Consider the following 15,511-nt stretch of genomic DNA (forward strand, 5'->3'; position numbering starts at 1 on the left):
ATCGGCGGTCAGCGTGGTGGTCATCGACTGCACCGACACCGGCGCGTCACCGCCCACCGGCACATTGCCCACCATGATCTGCCGGGACACCCGGCGAGTGGCGAGCGGCAGATGCGGCACGGACGGAATGCCGAGCGAGATCGCGGTCATGGGTTCGACACATCCTTGCTGTGCGGTAGTCCTGATGCCATGATCGAGCCCGGCGCGCACTCCTGCACGCGCGCCGGGCCGCCGCCTCAGCGCGAGGCCATCACGGTTTCGCGAGCCGCCCGCAGGGACTCCTTGAGCGAATCCATGGTGGCCAGCACCGCGGTCGGCTCGTACCCGCAGTGCGCCATGCAGTTCTCGCAGCGCGGGTCCTTGCCCCGTCCGTACTTGGACCAGTCGGTCTTCTCGATGAGCTCGCGGTACGTCGGGACGTAGCCGTCGCTCATCAGGTAGCAGGGGCGCTGCCAGCCGAAGAGCGAGTAGTTGGGGATCCCCCAGGCGGTGCACTCGAAGTCCACCTTCCCTTCGAGGAAGTCCAGGAACAGCGGGCTCTGGTTGAGCCGCCAGCGCCTGCGGTTGCCGCCGGCGAAGGCCTTGCGGAAGAGCTCCCGGGTCTGCTCGACGCCCAGGAAGTGCTCCTGGTCGGGGGCCTTCTCGTAGGCGTACGCGGGCGACAGCATCATCTCGTCGACCTTCAGGTCGTCATTGAGGAAGTTGAGCACGTCGATGACGTTCTGCGGCGAGTCGGTGTTGAAGAAGGTGCTGTTGGTGCTGACCCGGAATCCACGGCGCTTGGCCTCCTTGATGGCGGCCACCGCTTCGTCGAAGGTCCCCTCCTTGGCCACCGACTCATCGTGCCGCTCGCGCAGCCCGTCGATGTGCACCGTGAAGGTGAAGTACGGCGAAGGAGTGAACTTGTCCAACTTCTTGCGCAGCAGGAGGCCGTTTGTGCAAAGGAAGACATACTTGCGCTTGGCCACCAGCTGACGCACGATCTCGTCGATCTGCGGGTGCATCAGCGGCTCGCCGCCCGCGATGGAGACCATCGGGGCGCCGGACTCCAGCACCGCGCCGACCGCCTGGGCGACCGGCATCCGCTGCTTGAGCACCCCGGCCGGGTGCTGGATCTTGCCGCAGCCCTCGCAGGCGAGGTTGCAGGCGAACAGCGGCTCCAGCTCGACGATCAGCGGGAACTTCTCGGCCCGCTTGATGAGCTTCTGCTGCAAGAGATAGGAACTGACTCGCAAGGTCTGGCGCAGCGGCATGGCCATGGCTAGCTCGCCTCCTGAGAGATCGTCGGCAGGGAAGTATCGAAAGCATGGGGGAGGTGCGGCTCGGCGGCCACCGCGCGGTGCCAGCCGAGCAGGGCGGGCACGGCGGCCCGCAGTGTGCGGAAGGCGCGCAGCCCGGACGGGAGCGTTCCCCAGCGGAGCAGTTCGCGCTCGGGAGCGTCGACCACCACCCGGACCGCCGCCACTGGCAGGCCGGCGGGCAGCCGCTCCAGCACCGCGGCCGACTCCATGTCCACCGCGGTCATCCCGGCCCGGTGCAGCGCGCGGCGCTCCGGGCCGCGCACCACGTGGTCCGCCGAGTGCAGCGCGCCCACGCGCACGTCGAGGCCCAGGCCGCGCAGGGCCCGGGCGAGCGCGTCGGGCTGCCGGGTAGCAGTCGAACGGCCCGATGCGGATTGCACCTTGTCGGCAACAAAGACCTCTCCCGGTCTTGTTCCGGGAGCCACCGCCGCGCAGAATCCGGTCAGGACCACCGCGCTGTACGCCCCGGAGCCCGCTGCCAGCAGGCTGCTGACGGTCCGTGCCGCCTTGGTGGGGCCCATCCCGGTGCGCGCGAGCACCGGGCGGCCGCCGAGCCCGTTCGCCCAGTCCCCGCCGCGCAGCGCCCAAGCCTCGGGCGCCAGCGCGCAGAGCACCAGCATTGGAGCTGTCACGTGGCCCTCCCCGCCTGCCCGAGCACGGGGTTGCCGTGCAGGTAGCGGCCGAGCGCGGTGACCGGGAAGACCAGCCGGTACAGGTGGTAGTTGATCGAGAAGTCCCACGGGAACCCGGTCCCGGTGAACTGCGGTTCGTCCCAACTGCCTTCGGGCAGCTGGGTGGCGACGAGCCAGCGCACCCCGCGTTCGACCGCGGCGCTGCCCCGGCCGTCGTCCGGCGCGCTGCCCGGGCCGTCGCCGGAGGCGGACGCACGGTCCGGGCCCTCCCCGGCCGCCAGCAGCGCCATCAGCGCCCAGGCGGTCTGCGAGGCGGTGGAGTCGCCGCGGCCGGACCACTTCTCCGGGTCCTCGTAGGAGCGCATGTCCTCGCCCCAGCCGCCGTCCTGGTTCTGCCGCTCCTCCAGCCAGCGCACCGCGCGCCGGATCGCCGGGTCGGAGACCGGCACCCCGGCCGCGACCAGGGCCGGCAGCACCGAGCCGGTGCCGTAGATGTAGTTGGTGCCCCAGCGGCCGAACCAGGAGCCGTCCTCCTCCTGGTTGGCCAGCAGCCACTCGACGCCGCGCCGGGTGCGCGGGTCGTCGGCCATGCCGACGTCGGCCAGCATCTCCACCACGTGGGCGGTGACGTCGGCCGACGGCGGGTCGACCACCTCGCCGAAGTCGCAGAACGGCAGCTTGTTGGGCAGGGTGCTGGTGTTGTCCACGTCGAAGGCGCCCCAGGCACCGTTCTTGGACTGCATGCCGAGGTTCCAGGCCACCCCGCGGTCGGCGGCCGCCGCCACCCGGTCGGGGTGCGGGTGGCTGGGAGCCACCCGGCGCAGCGCCAGCACCACCTCGGCGGTGTCGTCGATGTCCGGGTAGGTGTCGTTGTGGAACTCGAACGCCCAACCACCCGGGGAGAGTTGGGGCCGCTGCACGGCCCAGTCGCCCTTGGTGGTGATCTCCTCGCCGAGCATCCAGTCGGTCGCCTTGACCAGCGCCGGGTGGTCCGGCGCCACCCCGGCGTCGACCAGCGCGATGGTGGCCAGGCAGGTGTCCCAGACCGGGGACTGGCAGGCCTCCAGCCAGCGGGCACCGTCCTCGGTGTGCACGGTGAACCGCTCGAAGGCTTCCAGGCCCGCCCGCATGACGGGGTGGTCGAGTTCGTAGCCGAGCAGGTGCAGGGCGATCAGCGAGTAGACCGCCGGGGGCTGGATGCCGCCCCAGCAGCCGTCCGCCTCCTGGCGTTCCACGATCCAGCGGCGGGCCTGGTTGAGCGCCAGCCGGCGCAGCGGGCGCACCGCGCGCTTGTGGTAGGCGTGGAGCACCATGTCGAGGCGCTCGAAGAAGCCGTCCCAGGTGGTCGGGGGGGCCAGCGGGCGCAGCGGGAAGGGGTTGTCCGGGTCGGTGTGCAACTCGGTCAGGGCGAAGGGCGCCGGCCGGACCGGACGGAGGGCGGAGACCACGGTCAGCGGCACGATGGTCTGCCGGGCCCAGCAGCCGAAGGCGTAGATGTTGAGTGGGAGCCACTTGGGCAGGAACATGATCTCCGGCGGCATCTCCGGCAGCCGTTCCCAGGGCCACCAGCCGAACAGGGCCAGCCAGATCCGGGTGAACACCCGGGTGGCGGCGATCCCGCCGGCCCCGCGTACGTACTCGGCGGCGGCCCGCATGTGCGGGGCTTCGGGGTCGTCCCCCGCCAGGCGGAGTGCGACGTACGCCTCCACGCTGGTGGAGAGCTCCGGCGGCCCTCCGTGGAAGGTCCCCCAGGTGCCGTCCTCGCGCTGCTGTGAGCGGATCCACTCGGCGGTGGCCGCGGTCTGCTCCGCGGTGCGGATTCCGAGGAACTGCCGCAGTAACAGGTCCTCGGCGTCCATGGTGACGTTGGTTTCGAGGTCCCCCTTCCACCAACCCTCGTCGTCCTGCAGCGACAGCAGGTGCTCGGTGGCCCGGCGCAGGCTGTCCTCGATCGTCGCGCGGTCCAGGGGTGACGGTTCCTCACCCGGCTCCGCGGCGCGCCCCCCTACGGCCGCCGCGCTGTCCGGTCCCCGCCAGGCTCCGACCGGATCGGCCGGCCCGGGGGACCGCTCCTCCACCGCGACCGGCTCGGAATCGTACTCAGGGTCGAGCCGGCCGTTCGCGGTTGCTGTCAACTTGGTGTCACCTCTCTCGTACCACGACGAATTCGGCGAGGGCGACGAAACGTTCACGGACGTCGTCGGCCATCGGCACCTCGTCCAGTGCGTCCAGCGCGGTGCTGTGCTGGCGACGTGCCTCCTCCTGGGTCCAGGCCCGGCCGCCGGCCTGCTCGATCAGCGCGGCGCGGGCGGCCAGCACCTCCTCGGACTCCTCGCCCCGCCCCTGCGGGTCGGCGAGCAGTTCGGCCAGGCGGCGGGAGGCGGCGCCGCCCTCGGCCAGTGCGGCGGCCACCGGCAGCGACTTCTTGCGCTGCCGCAGGTCGCCCCAGTGCGGCTTGCCGGTGACCTCGGTGGCGCCCCAGATGCCGAGCAGGTCGTCGACGGCCTGGAAGGCCAGCCCGAGGTGGTGTCCGTAGCGCTGCAGCGCGTCCGAGGTGCGGTCGTCCGCGCCGGCCAGCACGGCGCCGATCGCCGAGGCGGCCGCCAGCAGGGCACCGGTCTTGTTGCCCTCCATCTCCAGGCACTCGGCGACGGTCACCGCGTCGCGGTGCTCGAAGGAGAGGTCCTGGGCCTGGCCGTCGATCAGCTTGCGGGTCGCGGTGGTGATCAGGGCCACGGCGCGGGCCGCGTCCACGTCGGTGGCCGCGCCGCCGCGCCCGGCGTCCAGCAGCACCTCGGTGCCGAGGGTGGCCAACGCATCGCCGACCAGGATCGCCTGCGCCGGTCCGAAGACCGTCCAAGCGGTGGCCCGGTGCCGACGAGTCTCGTCACCATCCATCAGATCATCATGCAGCAGCGAGAAGTTGTGCACCAGCTCAACGGCCACGCCACCAGGTACTCCGGCAGGTGCCGGGGCTCCGGCCGCCTCCGCGGAGAGCAGGGCGAGCGCCGGGCGGATCGCCTTGCCGCCGTCCCCGGCCACCGGGTTGCCGGCCTCGTCCGTCCAGCCGAAGTGGTAGGCCGCGACCGCGTCCATCGGGGACGCCAGCCGGGCCACTGCCGCGCGCAGCGGCGGGGTGCAGAGCGTGCGGCCTCTGGCCAGCAGCTCCGGTACCGAGACGGGCTCGGCCTGGGCCGTCGCGCCCGCGAACATGCTGGGACGTGCCTCCACGAGTGTTCCCTCTCCATGGGCCGTAGTGCTGGTGTTCTTGGTGGACGTGCTGACGGTGGCGCCGGTCGGCCCGACCGGTGGTGCGGTCATCGCGGCCACCGCCCGTCACCGCGGTCCACCGGGACGGGGCGGCCCGCGGCGGCGAGTGCGGCGTCGGCGGCGGCGTGGCCGCTGCGCACGGCGCCCTCCATCGTCGCGGGCCAGCCGGTGGCGGTCCACGCGCCGGCCAGCAGCAGTCCGGGCACCCGGGTCGCCGGGCCGGGGCGCAGCGCCGCGGTGCCGGGGGCCGCGTCGAAGGTGGCGGTCCGCTCCCGGGTGACGAAGAAGTCGAGCACCTCGGCGCCCCGGGCCGGTGGCAGCAGCCGGGCCAGCTCGGGCAGGTAGCGGGCCCGCAGCTCGGCGACCGGGAGGTCGATCTCGTCCCGGACGGCCGACTGGGACAGCGCGAGGTACTGGGCGCCGGGGTGGACGGCCGCCACGCCCGAGTGCTCGGTGCGGTCGAAGACCCACTGCACCGGCGAGTCCAGCGCCGCGAAGAACGGGCGGCGCAGCACCGGGCGGTCGTAGACCACGTGGACGTTCAGGATCGGCGCGTAACCCAGCTCGCCGAACCGCTCCTGCCCGGCGACGGCGTCCGGCGGCAGCAGGGCCGCCGCGGTGTCCTGAGCGCCGGCCAGCACCACGGTGTCGGCGCTGAGCAGCTCGCCGCTCTCCAGCCGCACGGTGTGCCGGCCGTCGGCGTCGGACTTGAGCTCCACCGCCTTGGTCCGCAGCCGGACCGCCACCTGGGCGGCGGCCAGCCGGCGGCCGGCCGCGTCGTGGTGCAGGGCGCCCAGCGGCACCCTGGCGGTGCCGATGTCGCCGGCGCCGCGCTCGGTGAGCAGGCCGGTCTTGAAGACCATCGCGGCCAGGGCCAGCGAGACCTCGTCGGCCCGGGCGTTCAGGGTGGCCACCCCGACCAGGTCCCAGAGCGCGGCGATGGTCCGGTCGTTCTGCCCGTGGGCGCGCAGCCAGGCGCCGAACGAGACGGCGTCCAGCGCCGGGTCGGCCAGGTCGAGGCGGCGCAGCGCCAGCGCGCCGCGAACCACCCGCAGGCGGTCGGCGGCGCCCAGGTGCGGGTAGCCGGCCAGGCCGCCGGCCAGGTGCAGCGGCACCGGCAGCTCCGTACGGCTGAGCCGGCCGAGCCGGTGGCCGGACGCGCCCCCCGAGAGCACCGGGACGTCCAGCCGCGGCTGGATCTCCACCTGGTCCACCGCACCGAGCCGCTCGATCAGGCCGCGGTAGGCCGTGCAGCAGCGCAGGAAGACGTGCTGGCCGTTGTCCACGGTCAGCTCGCCGCGGCGGAACGAGAAGGCCAGCCCGCCGAGCCGCGGTCGCGCCTCCAGCAGGGTGACCTCGACGTCCGCCTCGGCCAGTCGCAGTGCGGCGGTGATCCCGGCCAGGCCGCCGCCGACCACCACGGCCGTGCCGCCGCTCCCGGTTTCCCCGGTCATCTCGCCTCCCTAAGCTGCTACGTGGTTCGTTCGTGATCTTCCCACTTATCCCACCGGCTTGGCTGCCGATCGGCGTGGAAAGTCACGAGCGACCTCCGGCCAGGCCGGAGAGCGCCACGTAGGCCTTCTCCCAGCCCGGCAGTGAGACCCGGCCCCGCAGGACCGACTCCGGTTCGGCCGCGATCCGTCCCAGCAGCCGGTGGTAGATCCCCGCCATCGCGGCGGTGCAGGCCCGGCTGCGGCGGTCCAGCATCGGCAGCAGCCGCAGGCCGTCCTCGAAGTAGCCCTGGGCCCGCGCCGCCTGGAACGCGATCAGACCGGTGAAATCGGCGCCGGCCGGCGGGGTGGACCGGGCGAAGCCCTGCTCGCAGCCGAACCGGGCGAGGTCGTCGGCGGGCAGGTAGGTGCGGCCGTTGCCGGCGTCCTCCCGCAGGTCGCGCAGGATGTTGGTGAGCTGCAGGGCCAGGCCCAGGGTGTCCGCGTACTCGGCACCGCGCTTGGGGTCCTCGCAGCCGTAGACGCCCAGCGACAGCCGGCCGATCGAGCCGGCCACGCAGCGGCAGTAGACCCTGAGGTCCTCGAAGGTCTGGTACTCCTCGCCGCGCAGGTCCATCTCGACGCCGTCGATCAGCTCGTCGAAGGCGTCCAGCGGGATCGGGAAGCGCCGCGCCGCGTCGGCCAGCGCCACCTTGATCGGGTCGGTGTCCTCCTCGGCGACGCTGCCGGCCCGGATCTCGTCCAGCAGTGCCCGGGTGGCCAGCAGCTGCTCCTTCTTGCGGTCGGCCGCCAGCTCGCCGTCGCCGATGTCGTCGACCCGGCGGGCGAGCGCGTAGAGCGCGGACATGGCGAGCCGCTTGGGCTCCGGGAGCAACCGGATCCCGTAGCTGAAGTTGCGTGCCTGCAGGGCGGTGACCGCCTCGCAGTAGCGGTACGCCGCCATGACCGGTGCCGACGCCAGTGGTGATGCCGCCACTCGGGCGTTCACCTTCCCTTCGCGAAGATGGCCGCCGCCTTCATCGCGAGGCGGCGCTTGTCGGGCTTGGGCTGCTGGGCCAGCACGTCGTACCCGGCGGCCTCGATGGCCGCCAGGGCGGCGTACCCGCCGGCGGTGAAGCCCGCCAGCAGCAGCCGAAGCCTGCCACGAACGGTACCGACCAGCGGCGCTCCCTGGTCGAGCAGGGTCCGGGCCCGGGCGGCCTCGAACGCGACCAGCTCCCGAATACTGCCACTCGCGGTGCGGCGCCCGAGGTCGGCCTCGGCCACCCCGAACCGCTCCAGGTCCTCCGTGGGCAGGTAGATCCGCCCCCGGGAGTGGTCCTCGGCGACGTCCTGTAGGTGCTCGACCACCTGGAGTGCGCTGCAGATACGGTCCGACAGGACGATCCGCTCGGGGCTCGCGACGCCCGCCAGGGCGAGGACCAGGCGCCCCACCGGATCGGCCGACAACGTGCAGTAGCCGATCAGACTGTCGAAGGTCGGGTAGCGGGTGGTGGTCTGGTCCACCCGGTTGGCCTCGATCAGCTTGCGGAACGGCTCCGGGGTGACGTCGTGATCGCGGATCACCGGCACCAGCGCACCCAGCAGCGGGTGGGCAGGGGCCTCGCCGGCGGCGCCGGGCAGGGCCGCCTCGAACGCGCGGTCGAGATCACGTTCGATGGCATCCAGGAGGCCGAGCCTGAAAGTCGTATCGTCCGACTGCTCCGAAGGGGTGGCTGCGCCCAGCAGCCGGGCCGTCTGCTCGGGGTCGGCCAGATCGCCGTCGCCGGCGTCGTCCACCAGCCGCGCGAAGCCGTACACCGCCATCAGGGCGTCCCGCCAGGCCGCCGGCAGGAAGCCGGGAGCCACGGGGAAGTTCTCCCGCGCCGCCTTGTCGAGCGTGCCCCCCACCGCGGCGCTCTGCGCCCGCGCCGAGGTCTGAGCCGAAACCGTCACTTCCGTCACTCCCCCGTTCTACACCGGTCTTGACCATGGAATCGACTCGGATATTCCCCCGGGCGCAGAACCACACCCCGCCTGGGCCCCCACCCTTTCACTTTCGGTCACCCGTCGAAAAGACCGCCCCCCGGCGCGCCGATCGTGCTCACTCGCGCGGCTCACAGCCCCGGAGCACTCCTCGGCGGCACGCGCCGGAGCCGGTGCCCGGGCGTCCTGGTGACGTCCGGGCACCGGCTCCGCGCGGTGCCGGGGGCCGCTGGGCCCCGTGCCTCTGTGTGTTGCGGGCGCTCGCCGTGTTACGGGCGCTCGCCGCGCTCGTACATGCCGACCACCTCGTCGGTGGGACCGTCCATTATCAGCTTGCCGGTCTCGATCCAGATGGTCCGCTCGCAGGTGTCCCGGATCGCGTTGTTGTTGTGGCTGACCAGGAAGACCGTACCGGCCTCCTTGCGCAGCTCCCGGATCCGGGCCTCACTGCGCCGCTGGAAGGCCTGGTCACCGGTGGACAGCGCCTCGTCGATCAGCAGCACGTCGTGGGTCTTCGCGGCCGCGATCGAGAACCGCAGGCGCGCCGCCATGCCCGACGAGTACGTGCGCATCGGCAGGTTGATGAACTCGCCCTTCTCGTTGATCCCGGAGAAGTCGACGATGCCCTGGTAGCGCTCCTTGACCTGGGCCGGGCTCATGCCCATCGCCAGGCAGCCGAGCACCACGTTGCGCTCACCGGTCAGGTCGTCCATCAGCGCCGCGTTGACGCCGAGCAGCGACGGCTGGCCATTGGTGTAGATGCCGCCCTTCTCGGTCGGCAGCAGGCCGGCGATCGCCGAGAGCAGCGTCGACTTGCCGGAGCCGTTGGATCCGATCAGACCGATCGCCTCACCCTTGTAGGCGGTGAAGCTGACACCGCGGACGGCGTGCACCTCGGTGATGGCGGGCGAGCGCTTGCGCGAGATCAGGCGGGAGAGTGCGGAGGTGGCGCTGCCCTTGCCGGCGGAGGCGCCGTGCACCTTGTAGACGATGTGCACGTCGTCCACGACGACGGTCGGCGTCCGGGTCTCCTTGGCGGCGGCGATCGCCCGCTCGTCGCGCCCGGCACGGAACGCCTCGGCCTGGGCCTGGGCCTCGGTCTCGGTCAGGTCGGTGATCGTGTCAGCCACGGCCGTACTCCTCCTCAGCCTTCCAGAAGAAAACATAGCCGATGACGAACATCACGACGCCCCAGCCGATGGCCAGCGCCCAGATGTGCGGCGGGAGGACCTGGTACTTCGCGTACTTGTGCTTGTCGTAGATCTGCGGCATCAGGGAGTGCCTGATGAGTTCCATGTAAACCGAGGCCGGGTTGACCCGCATGATGAACTGCGCCACCGGGTTCCAGGTGTGCACGCTGCCGGCGATGCTGTACATGACGCCGGAGACGTACATCCAGGTGCGCAGGATGAACGGCATCAGCTGCGAGACGTCACTGGTCTTGGCACCGATCCGGGCCATGATCAGGGCGAGCCCGGTGTTGAAGAGGCTCTGGAAGAGCAGCGCCGGGATGACCAGCAGCCAGGTGGGGCCGACGGGGATCTGGAAGCCGAGCAGGATCGCGATCAGCACGACCATCGAGATCAGCAGCTGCTGGAGCTGGATGACCGTGAAGGCGATCGGCACGCAGGCGCGGGGGAAGTGCAGCGCGCGGATCAGGCCCAGGTTGTACGAGATCGCCCCGGTGCCGGACTGGATGGCGCTCTGGCTGAACTGGAAGATGAACACGCCGGTGCACAGCCACGGGATGTACTCCGGGATGTCGCGGTTCTTCAGCATCACGCCGAAGACCAGGTAGAACACCGCGCAGTTGAGCAGCGGGGTGACCACCTGCCAGACCTGGCCCATCTTGGCGGTGGTGTACTGCGCCACCAGGCGGGCCGTGGCGAACGCCATGATGAAGTGTCGCCGCCCCCACAGCTGCTTCGTGTAGGCGAACAGCCCGGGCCGGGCCCCACTGACCGTCAGGCCGTACTTATCGGCGAGCTGCTTGGGGGTCAGCCCGGTATCAACACCTCCGGGGAGGGAGAGGTTGACTGGTTCACTCACTGTCGACACATTCGTCCTTCACGAATCGGAAGTCCGGCAGCTGGCCGGGTGCAGTCGCCGGGTCCGGAACGGGCTTGGAACCGGAGTCCCAGCGGATCACGAGTGGTGCCCGAGCGGCGGTGTGATGATCCGCCGATCGGGCGATCAGATGACCGGCGGTCTGCCCAGCCTGGTCAATCGCCATACCGTACGCCATCGCATGGGCCGCCGCTCACCCGCAGGTGTGCGCCAGCCCTCCCGGAACCCCTGCCGCCAGGCCTTCCAAGCCTCCCCCGAGGGCCGACGGACCAGAGTGAGCAGAATCCAGGTGCACAAGTAGAGAGGCACCAGCGGGGCCGGAAGGTTCCGCCGGGCCAGCCAGACCCGGTTGCGCGCCACGTTGTGGAAGTAGGCGGCATGCCGGGCCGGCGAGGTGGTGGGGTGGTGCAGCACGATGTCCGCGCGGTAGTCGATCGACCAGCCGGCGTCCAGCGCCCGCCACGCGAGGTCGGTCTCCTCGTGGGCGTAGAAGAACTCGGCGGGCAGCTGCCCGGCCTGCTCGAACACCGTCGAACGGACCGCGCTGGCACCGCCGAGGAAGGTGGTGACCCGCGAGGACTTCAACGGGTCGCTGGCCCGCAGCCGCGGCACGTGGCGGCGCTGGGTCTGCCCGGTCTGCGGGTCGGCGATCCGGAAGCTCACGATGCCGAGCTCCGGGTCGGCGGTGAAGGCCTCGCGCAGCAGCCGGGCCGAGTCGGTGCGGGGCAGGCAGCCGTCGTCGTCGAGGAAGAGCACCGCGTCGACGTCCCGACCGTTCGGGCCGAACAGCTCGATGCCGACGTTGCGCCCGCCCGGGATGCCGAGGTTCTCCGGCAGCTCGACGGTGCGCACGCCCGCCGGAACCGGCGGCATCGGCACGCCCTGGGAGACCACCGCGAGCTCGACCGCCGGGCCCTCCTGGGCCAGCACCGAGTCGATCAGCGCGGCCAGCTCGGCCGGGCGGTTGCCCATGGTGATGATCACCGCGCCGAGCTTGAACTCGTCGGCGGAGGTGCTGGTGGTCCGTGTGGTCGTGCTCATCGCAGCCTGCTGGAGAGGACGATGCTCAGCAGGTGCAGCACGGTCTGCAGCATGGCGATGGCCGCCAGCACCACGACCGCCAGGCGGGTGAAGAACAGCCCGCCGTGCACCTGGTCGGCGATCCCGGCCGCCAGGACGAAGAGCGAGGCCTCGACGGCGCCGACCAGCCGGTGGAACTTGAGGAAGGACGCCGCCCGGCGCGCCTTGGCCACCGAGGCCGAGCGCGGCACCGAGGCGCTGTCCTCCACGGCGGTCAGGCCGCTGCGGGCCCGGGCCACGTCCACCAGGTCGGTCTCCGACTTGATCAGGATCGCGCCGAGCGCCGCCAGGGTGCCGAGGAACGCCCACGCCCAGTGGCTGGCCGCGCCGTCGCGGTGGAACAGGTCGGCGGCCCGCAGGCCCAGGCCGGTGAGGAGCGCGGCCTCCGACATGTAGTGGCCGACCCGGTCCAGGTACACGCCGGTCAGCGAGGTCTGCCGGCGCCAGCGGGCCACCTCGCCGTCCACGCAGTCGAGCAGCAGGTAGACCTGGATCAGCAGGGCACCGACGACCGCGCCGGCGATGCCCGGGACGACCAGCCCGATGCCGGCCAGGATGCCGGTGAACATCATCAGGTAGGTCAGGCCGTTGGGCGTGATCGCGGTGACCGTCGACAGCACCCGGGTGATCCGCAGCGAGATCTTCCGCATGTACAGCCGCCCCGCCCAGTGCTCGGCACTGCGGCGCTGCAGCATCCCCTCGGGATGGATGACGGCGCGCAGTTCCTCGATCGAGGGCCGCACCGTGAGGTCGACCGGGGGGCGGGTGGCTGAGCGGGACTCAGCAGTTGACGGCTTGGACATAGTCGGCGTACGCGTCCCTGATGTCTGTTGGGGAGAGGTCGAGGTGCTCAAGGATGGTGAAGCGACCCGGACGGGTATTCGGAGCGTAGTGCACCGCCTCGGTGAACTCCGCCTCGGTGAAACCGAGCTGATCGGCGGTCACCGGCAGCCCGTGGGTCCGCAGGCACGCGACGATCAGCCCGGTCAGCTCGCGATCGCCCCGCAGGTGGCTGGCGAAGGCGGCCCCGAGGCCGACCTGCTCGCCGTGCTGGGCGGAACGCTTGGGAAAGAGCACGTCCAGGGCATGTGAGATCTCGTGGCAGGCACCCGACGAGGGCCGGCTGCTGCCCGTGATGTTCATTGCGATGCCGGACAGTACCAGTGCTTCCGAGAGCGCCGTCAGCAGGTCCGTCTCCGGGAGCCTGCCCGGGTGCCGCAGGATGTTCTCCCCGGCCGAACGGGCCATCGCGACGGCCAGTCCGTCCACCGCCTCACCGGTGATCCGGTGCGACAGCTCCCAGTCGGCGCAGGCGGAGATGTTGGAGACCACATCGCCGATCCCGGACGCCACGAACCGCTCGGGGGCCTGCTGGATCACGTCCAGGTCGACCACGATCCCGATCGGCGAGGGCACGCCGTAGGAGCCGCGCCCCGCGTCGTTGTCGAGGATCGACACCGGGGAGCAGATGCCGTCGTGCGCCAGGTTGGTGGCGACCGACACCACGGGCAGTCCGACCCGGGCGGCGGCGTACTTGGCGGCGTCGATGATCTTACCGCCGCCCAGGCCCACCAGGACGTCGTAGTGGCCGCCGCGCATCGCCTCGGCGAGGCGCACCGCGGCGTCCAGGGTGCCGTCGTCCACCTCGTACCAGTCGGCCGCCGGCAGCTGCGGCTCCAGCCGCTCGCGCAGCCGGACCCCGGTGCCGTTGCTGATCGCCACCGCGATCCGGCCGGCGCTGGAGAGCCGCTGGTCGGCGAGGATGCCGGCGAGCGCGTCCAGGGCTCCGTGCCGGATCTCCACGAAGAGCGGGGAGGGGACCAGCCTGGTCAGTACCGGCATGCGATCTCCCGGGCCTTGGCGAGGTCCTCGTGGTTGTCCACCTCGACCCAGGCGACCTCGCCGATCGGCTGCACGTCGATCCGCAGCCCGCGGTCGGCCATCTCCTGGTAGCCGTCCTCGTAGTACAGCTGCGGGTCGCGCTCGTAGGTGGTGCGCAGCGCGTCGGTCAGGTCGTCGGCGGCTGCCGGATTGATCACGGTCAGGCCGATGTACTCGCCGGTCGCCCCGGCCGGGTCCATGAGCTTGGTGATCCTTTGCACACCCTTTACCGGATCGACGACGACCTTCATCTCCTCGTCGGCCAGCTTCTTCACGGTGTCCAGGGCCAGGAGCACGCCCGGCGCCCGACCCTCGGTGATCAGGCGGTCATTGCCGTCCAGCAGGGTGCGCTGCACGGACGCGGGGTGCACGGTGTCGCCGTTGGCCAGCAGCAGGCCCTCGCGGAAGTACTCGCGGGCGCACCAGAGCGAGTAGGCGTTGTTCCACTCCTCGGCGCGGTCGTTCTCGCAGAGGGTGAGCTTGACGCCGTACTTCTGCTCCAGGGCGTCCTTGCGCTCGGCCACCGCCTCCTTGCGGTAACCGACCACGATCACCGCCTCCCGCAGGCCCACCTCGGCGAAGTTGCCCAGGGTGAGGTCCAGCACGGTCTTCTCGCCGTCCACCGGCACCAGCGCCTTGGGGAGCGTGTCGGTGTACGGGCGCAGCCGGCGGCCGGCTCCGGCTGCCAGAACGAGGCCGATCATGCGGGGTCTCCTGTGGTTCGTCGGGCCGGAGGTGGGGCGGGGAGGTGCCGTCACGGGCCGGGGCAAATGCCATCAGTGATGGTAGGCGACTCGCTCGACCTGCCCGAACGCCGGTCGGGCGGGCCGCACGCCGAGTGACCGACAGGTGCACGATCTGTGGACGGATTTTCGAGCCCGGGGGGCGTGCGCGCGGGCGTGCGCCCTGTGGAAGCGCCCAGGTACCCGGCAGCTACGTGGAATCCGTCCGCGCACGCCGGGCATGCGGCAGACTGGGGCATCCGAAGCCCTCCGTACCCGGTCCGGTCCGGGTCTGGGGGCGCGCGTGGTGATGTCCTTGCTCATTGCCGTTCATAGGACCGGGGGCTTGCCCGGGTGGTGCGTCCGACGCGCCCGCGCCCGGGTGGCGGCGCCGGTCCCCGTGCCGAAAGAGGTCCAATGCCCGAGAGCCGACCGACCAGCCTGGCCACCGCCGCCCCGGACTCCGCAGACATCGCAGACACCGCAGACACCGCGGCTGCCGTGCCGTCCCCGGCCTCCGCGTCCTCTGCCGCCTCCGCGTCCTCTGCCGCCTCCCCGGCCGCAGCGGCCTCGGCGGGCGGGGGCGGCACGGGCGCGCCCGAGATCCTGCTGGAGCTGGTGGACGACCAGGGCGCCACCATCGGCACCGCGGAGAAGCTCTGGGCGCACCAGCAGCCCGGGCGTCTGCACCGGGCCTTCTCGGTCTTCCTCTTCGACAAGCAGGGCCGCCTGCTGCTGCAGCGCCGGGCACTGGGCAAGTACCACTCCCCCGGCGTCTGGTCCAACACCTGCTGCGGCCACCCCTACCCCGACGAGCCGCCGTTCGTCGCCGCGGCCCGGCGCGTCGCCGAGGAGCTCGGTGCCGCCCCCGCGCTGCTCTGCGCGGCCGGCACGGTCCGCTACGACCTGCCCGACGAGGCCTCCGGGCTGATCGAGCGGGAGTGGAACCACCTGTTCGTTGGCCTGATGACCGATGAGCTGCGGCCGGCCCCGGACGAGGTCGACTCGACCCGCTTCGTGACCGCCGCGGAACTGAAGCAGCTGCAGGCCGAGAAGCCGTTCTCGGTCTGGTTCGACACCGTCTTCGAGGCGGCGCTGCCGGGGATCCGTGAAATCGCGGGCCACGGCTGGTGAGGGCCGGT

The 15,511-nt window shown here is 71.7% G+C and carries 15 protein-coding genes; 1 reads left to right on the forward strand and 14 read right to left on the reverse strand.

Going from position 1 to position 15,511, the window contains the following annotated elements; translation table 11 throughout:
- The 14 genes from LN042_RS09440 to LN042_RS09505 all read right to left on the reverse strand — a co-directional run.
- Nucleotides 1–150, reverse strand: a 150-nt coding sequence (locus tag LN042_RS09440) for a flavodoxin-dependent (E)-4-hydroxy-3-methylbut-2-enyl-diphosphate synthase (protein ID WP_504871022.1), incomplete at its 3' end; no start/stop codon positions are given.
- Nucleotides 151–236: 86 nt separating this feature from the next.
- Nucleotides 237–1,259, reverse strand: coding sequence for an adenosyl-hopene transferase HpnH (hpnH, locus tag LN042_RS09445; RefSeq protein WP_230050399.1), 1,023 nt, complete (start codon nt 1,257–1,259; stop codon nt 237–239).
- Nucleotides 1,260–1,261: 2 nt separating this feature from the next.
- Nucleotides 1,262–1,933 carry a phosphorylase family protein gene (locus LN042_RS09450; RefSeq protein ID WP_230050401.1) on the reverse strand — a complete coding sequence of 224 codons (672 nt, stop codon included), beginning with the start codon at nt 1,931–1,933 and terminating at the stop codon, nt 1,262–1,264.
- The gene (gene shc / locus LN042_RS09455) at nt 1,930–3,900 is read right to left on the reverse strand and encodes a squalene--hopene cyclase (protein WP_230050769.1); all 1,971 of its coding nucleotides are present in this window, start codon (nt 3,898–3,900) and stop codon (nt 1,930–1,932) included. Before shc ends, LN042_RS09450 begins: the two co-directional genes overlap by 4 nt.
- A 175-nt stretch (nt 3,901–4,075) precedes the next feature.
- Nucleotides 4,076–5,146: a polyprenyl synthetase family protein gene (locus tag LN042_RS09460; RefSeq protein ID WP_230050771.1), complete on the reverse strand. Its 1,071-nt coding sequence runs from the start codon at nt 5,144–5,146 to the stop codon at nt 4,076–4,078.
- A gap of 104 nt (nt 5,147–5,250) precedes the next feature.
- Complete coding sequence (gene hpnE, locus LN042_RS09465) at nt 5,251–6,657, reverse strand: hydroxysqualene dehydroxylase HpnE (RefSeq protein ID WP_230050403.1); 1,407 nt, start codon at nt 6,655–6,657, stop codon at nt 5,251–5,253.
- Nucleotides 6,658–6,739: 82 nt separating this feature from the next.
- Complete coding sequence (hpnD, locus tag LN042_RS09470) at nt 6,740–7,597, reverse strand: presqualene diphosphate synthase HpnD (protein WP_230050772.1); 858 nt, start codon at nt 7,595–7,597, stop codon at nt 6,740–6,742.
- A 41-nt stretch (nt 7,598–7,638) separates the two neighbouring features.
- Nucleotides 7,639–8,589 carry a squalene synthase HpnC gene (hpnC, locus tag LN042_RS09475; RefSeq protein ID WP_230050405.1) on the reverse strand — a complete coding sequence of 317 codons (951 nt, stop codon included), beginning with the start codon at nt 8,587–8,589 and terminating at the stop codon, nt 7,639–7,641.
- Between the two features lie 299 nt (nt 8,590–8,888).
- Nucleotides 8,889–9,665, reverse strand: coding sequence for an ABC transporter ATP-binding protein (locus tag LN042_RS09480; protein WP_230050774.1), 777 nt, complete (start codon nt 9,663–9,665; stop codon nt 8,889–8,891).
- Between the two features lie 76 nt (nt 9,666–9,741).
- Complete coding sequence (locus LN042_RS09485; RefSeq protein WP_372495703.1) at nt 9,742–10,677, reverse strand: ABC transporter permease; 936 nt, start codon at nt 10,675–10,677, stop codon at nt 9,742–9,744.
- A gap of 135 nt (nt 10,678–10,812) precedes the next feature.
- Nucleotides 10,813–11,727 carry a glycosyltransferase family 2 protein gene (locus tag LN042_RS09490; RefSeq protein WP_230050409.1) on the reverse strand — a complete coding sequence of 305 codons (915 nt, stop codon included), beginning with the start codon at nt 11,725–11,727 and terminating at the stop codon, nt 10,813–10,815.
- Nucleotides 11,724–12,461, reverse strand: a complete 738-nt coding sequence (locus tag LN042_RS09495) for a CDP-alcohol phosphatidyltransferase family protein (RefSeq protein ID WP_230050776.1) — start codon at nt 12,459–12,461, stop codon at nt 11,724–11,726. The genes LN042_RS09490 and LN042_RS09495 overlap by 4 nt, the downstream gene beginning before the upstream one ends.
- Nucleotides 12,462–12,546: 85 nt before the next feature.
- Nucleotides 12,547–13,608: an iron-containing alcohol dehydrogenase family protein gene (locus LN042_RS09500; protein ID WP_230050411.1), complete on the reverse strand. Its 1,062-nt coding sequence runs from the start codon at nt 13,606–13,608 to the stop codon at nt 12,547–12,549.
- Complete coding sequence (locus LN042_RS09505; protein WP_230050413.1) at nt 13,596–14,351, reverse strand: phosphocholine cytidylyltransferase family protein; 756 nt, start codon at nt 14,349–14,351, stop codon at nt 13,596–13,598. The genes LN042_RS09500 and LN042_RS09505 overlap by 13 nt, the downstream gene beginning before the upstream one ends.
- 435 nt (nt 14,352–14,786) lie before the next feature.
- On the opposite strand from LN042_RS09505, the gene idi reads away from it, so the two are divergent.
- Nucleotides 14,787–15,503 carry an isopentenyl-diphosphate Delta-isomerase gene (gene idi / locus LN042_RS09510; RefSeq protein ID WP_230050415.1) on the forward strand — a complete coding sequence of 239 codons (717 nt, stop codon included), beginning with the start codon at nt 14,787–14,789 and terminating at the stop codon, nt 15,501–15,503.
- The last annotated feature ends 8 nt before the right edge of the window (nt 15,504–15,511 follow it).

It is taken from the genome of Kitasatospora humi, assembly GCF_020907985.1.
Taxonomy (GTDB): Bacteria; Actinomycetota; Actinomycetes; order Streptomycetales; family Streptomycetaceae; genus Kitasatospora; species Kitasatospora humi.

Bases quoted from the DNA above. Each gene is read 5' to 3' on its own strand.
- LN042_RS09490 (WP_230050409.1), bottom strand. From the start codon at position 11,727: ATGAGCACGACCACACGGACCACCAGCACCTCCGCCGACGAGTTCAAG.
- LN042_RS09460 (WP_230050771.1), bottom strand. From the start codon at position 5,146: ATGTTCGCGGGCGCGACGGCCCAGGCCGAGCCCGTCTCGGTACCGGAG.
- LN042_RS09495 (WP_230050776.1), bottom strand. From the start codon at position 12,461: ATGCTGCAGCGCCGCAGTGCCGAGCACTGGGCGGGGCGGCTGTACATG.
- hpnD (WP_230050772.1), bottom strand. From the start codon at position 7,597: ATGGCGGCGTACCGCTACTGCGAGGCGGTCACCGCCCTGCAGGCACGC.
- idi (WP_230050415.1), top strand. From the start codon at position 14,787: ATGCCCGAGAGCCGACCGACCAGCCTGGCCACCGCCGCCCCGGACTCC.
- hpnE (WP_230050403.1), bottom strand. From the start codon at position 6,657: ATGACCGGGGAAACCGGGAGCGGCGGCACGGCCGTGGTGGTCGGCGGC.
- LN042_RS09500 (WP_230050411.1), bottom strand. From the start codon at position 13,608: ATGCCGGTACTGACCAGGCTGGTCCCCTCCCCGCTCTTCGTGGAGATC.
- hpnH (WP_230050399.1), bottom strand. From the start codon at position 1,259: ATGGCCATGCCGCTGCGCCAGACCTTGCGAGTCAGTTCCTATCTCTTG.
- LN042_RS09505 (WP_230050413.1), bottom strand. From the start codon at position 14,351: ATGATCGGCCTCGTTCTGGCAGCCGGAGCCGGCCGCCGGCTGCGCCCG.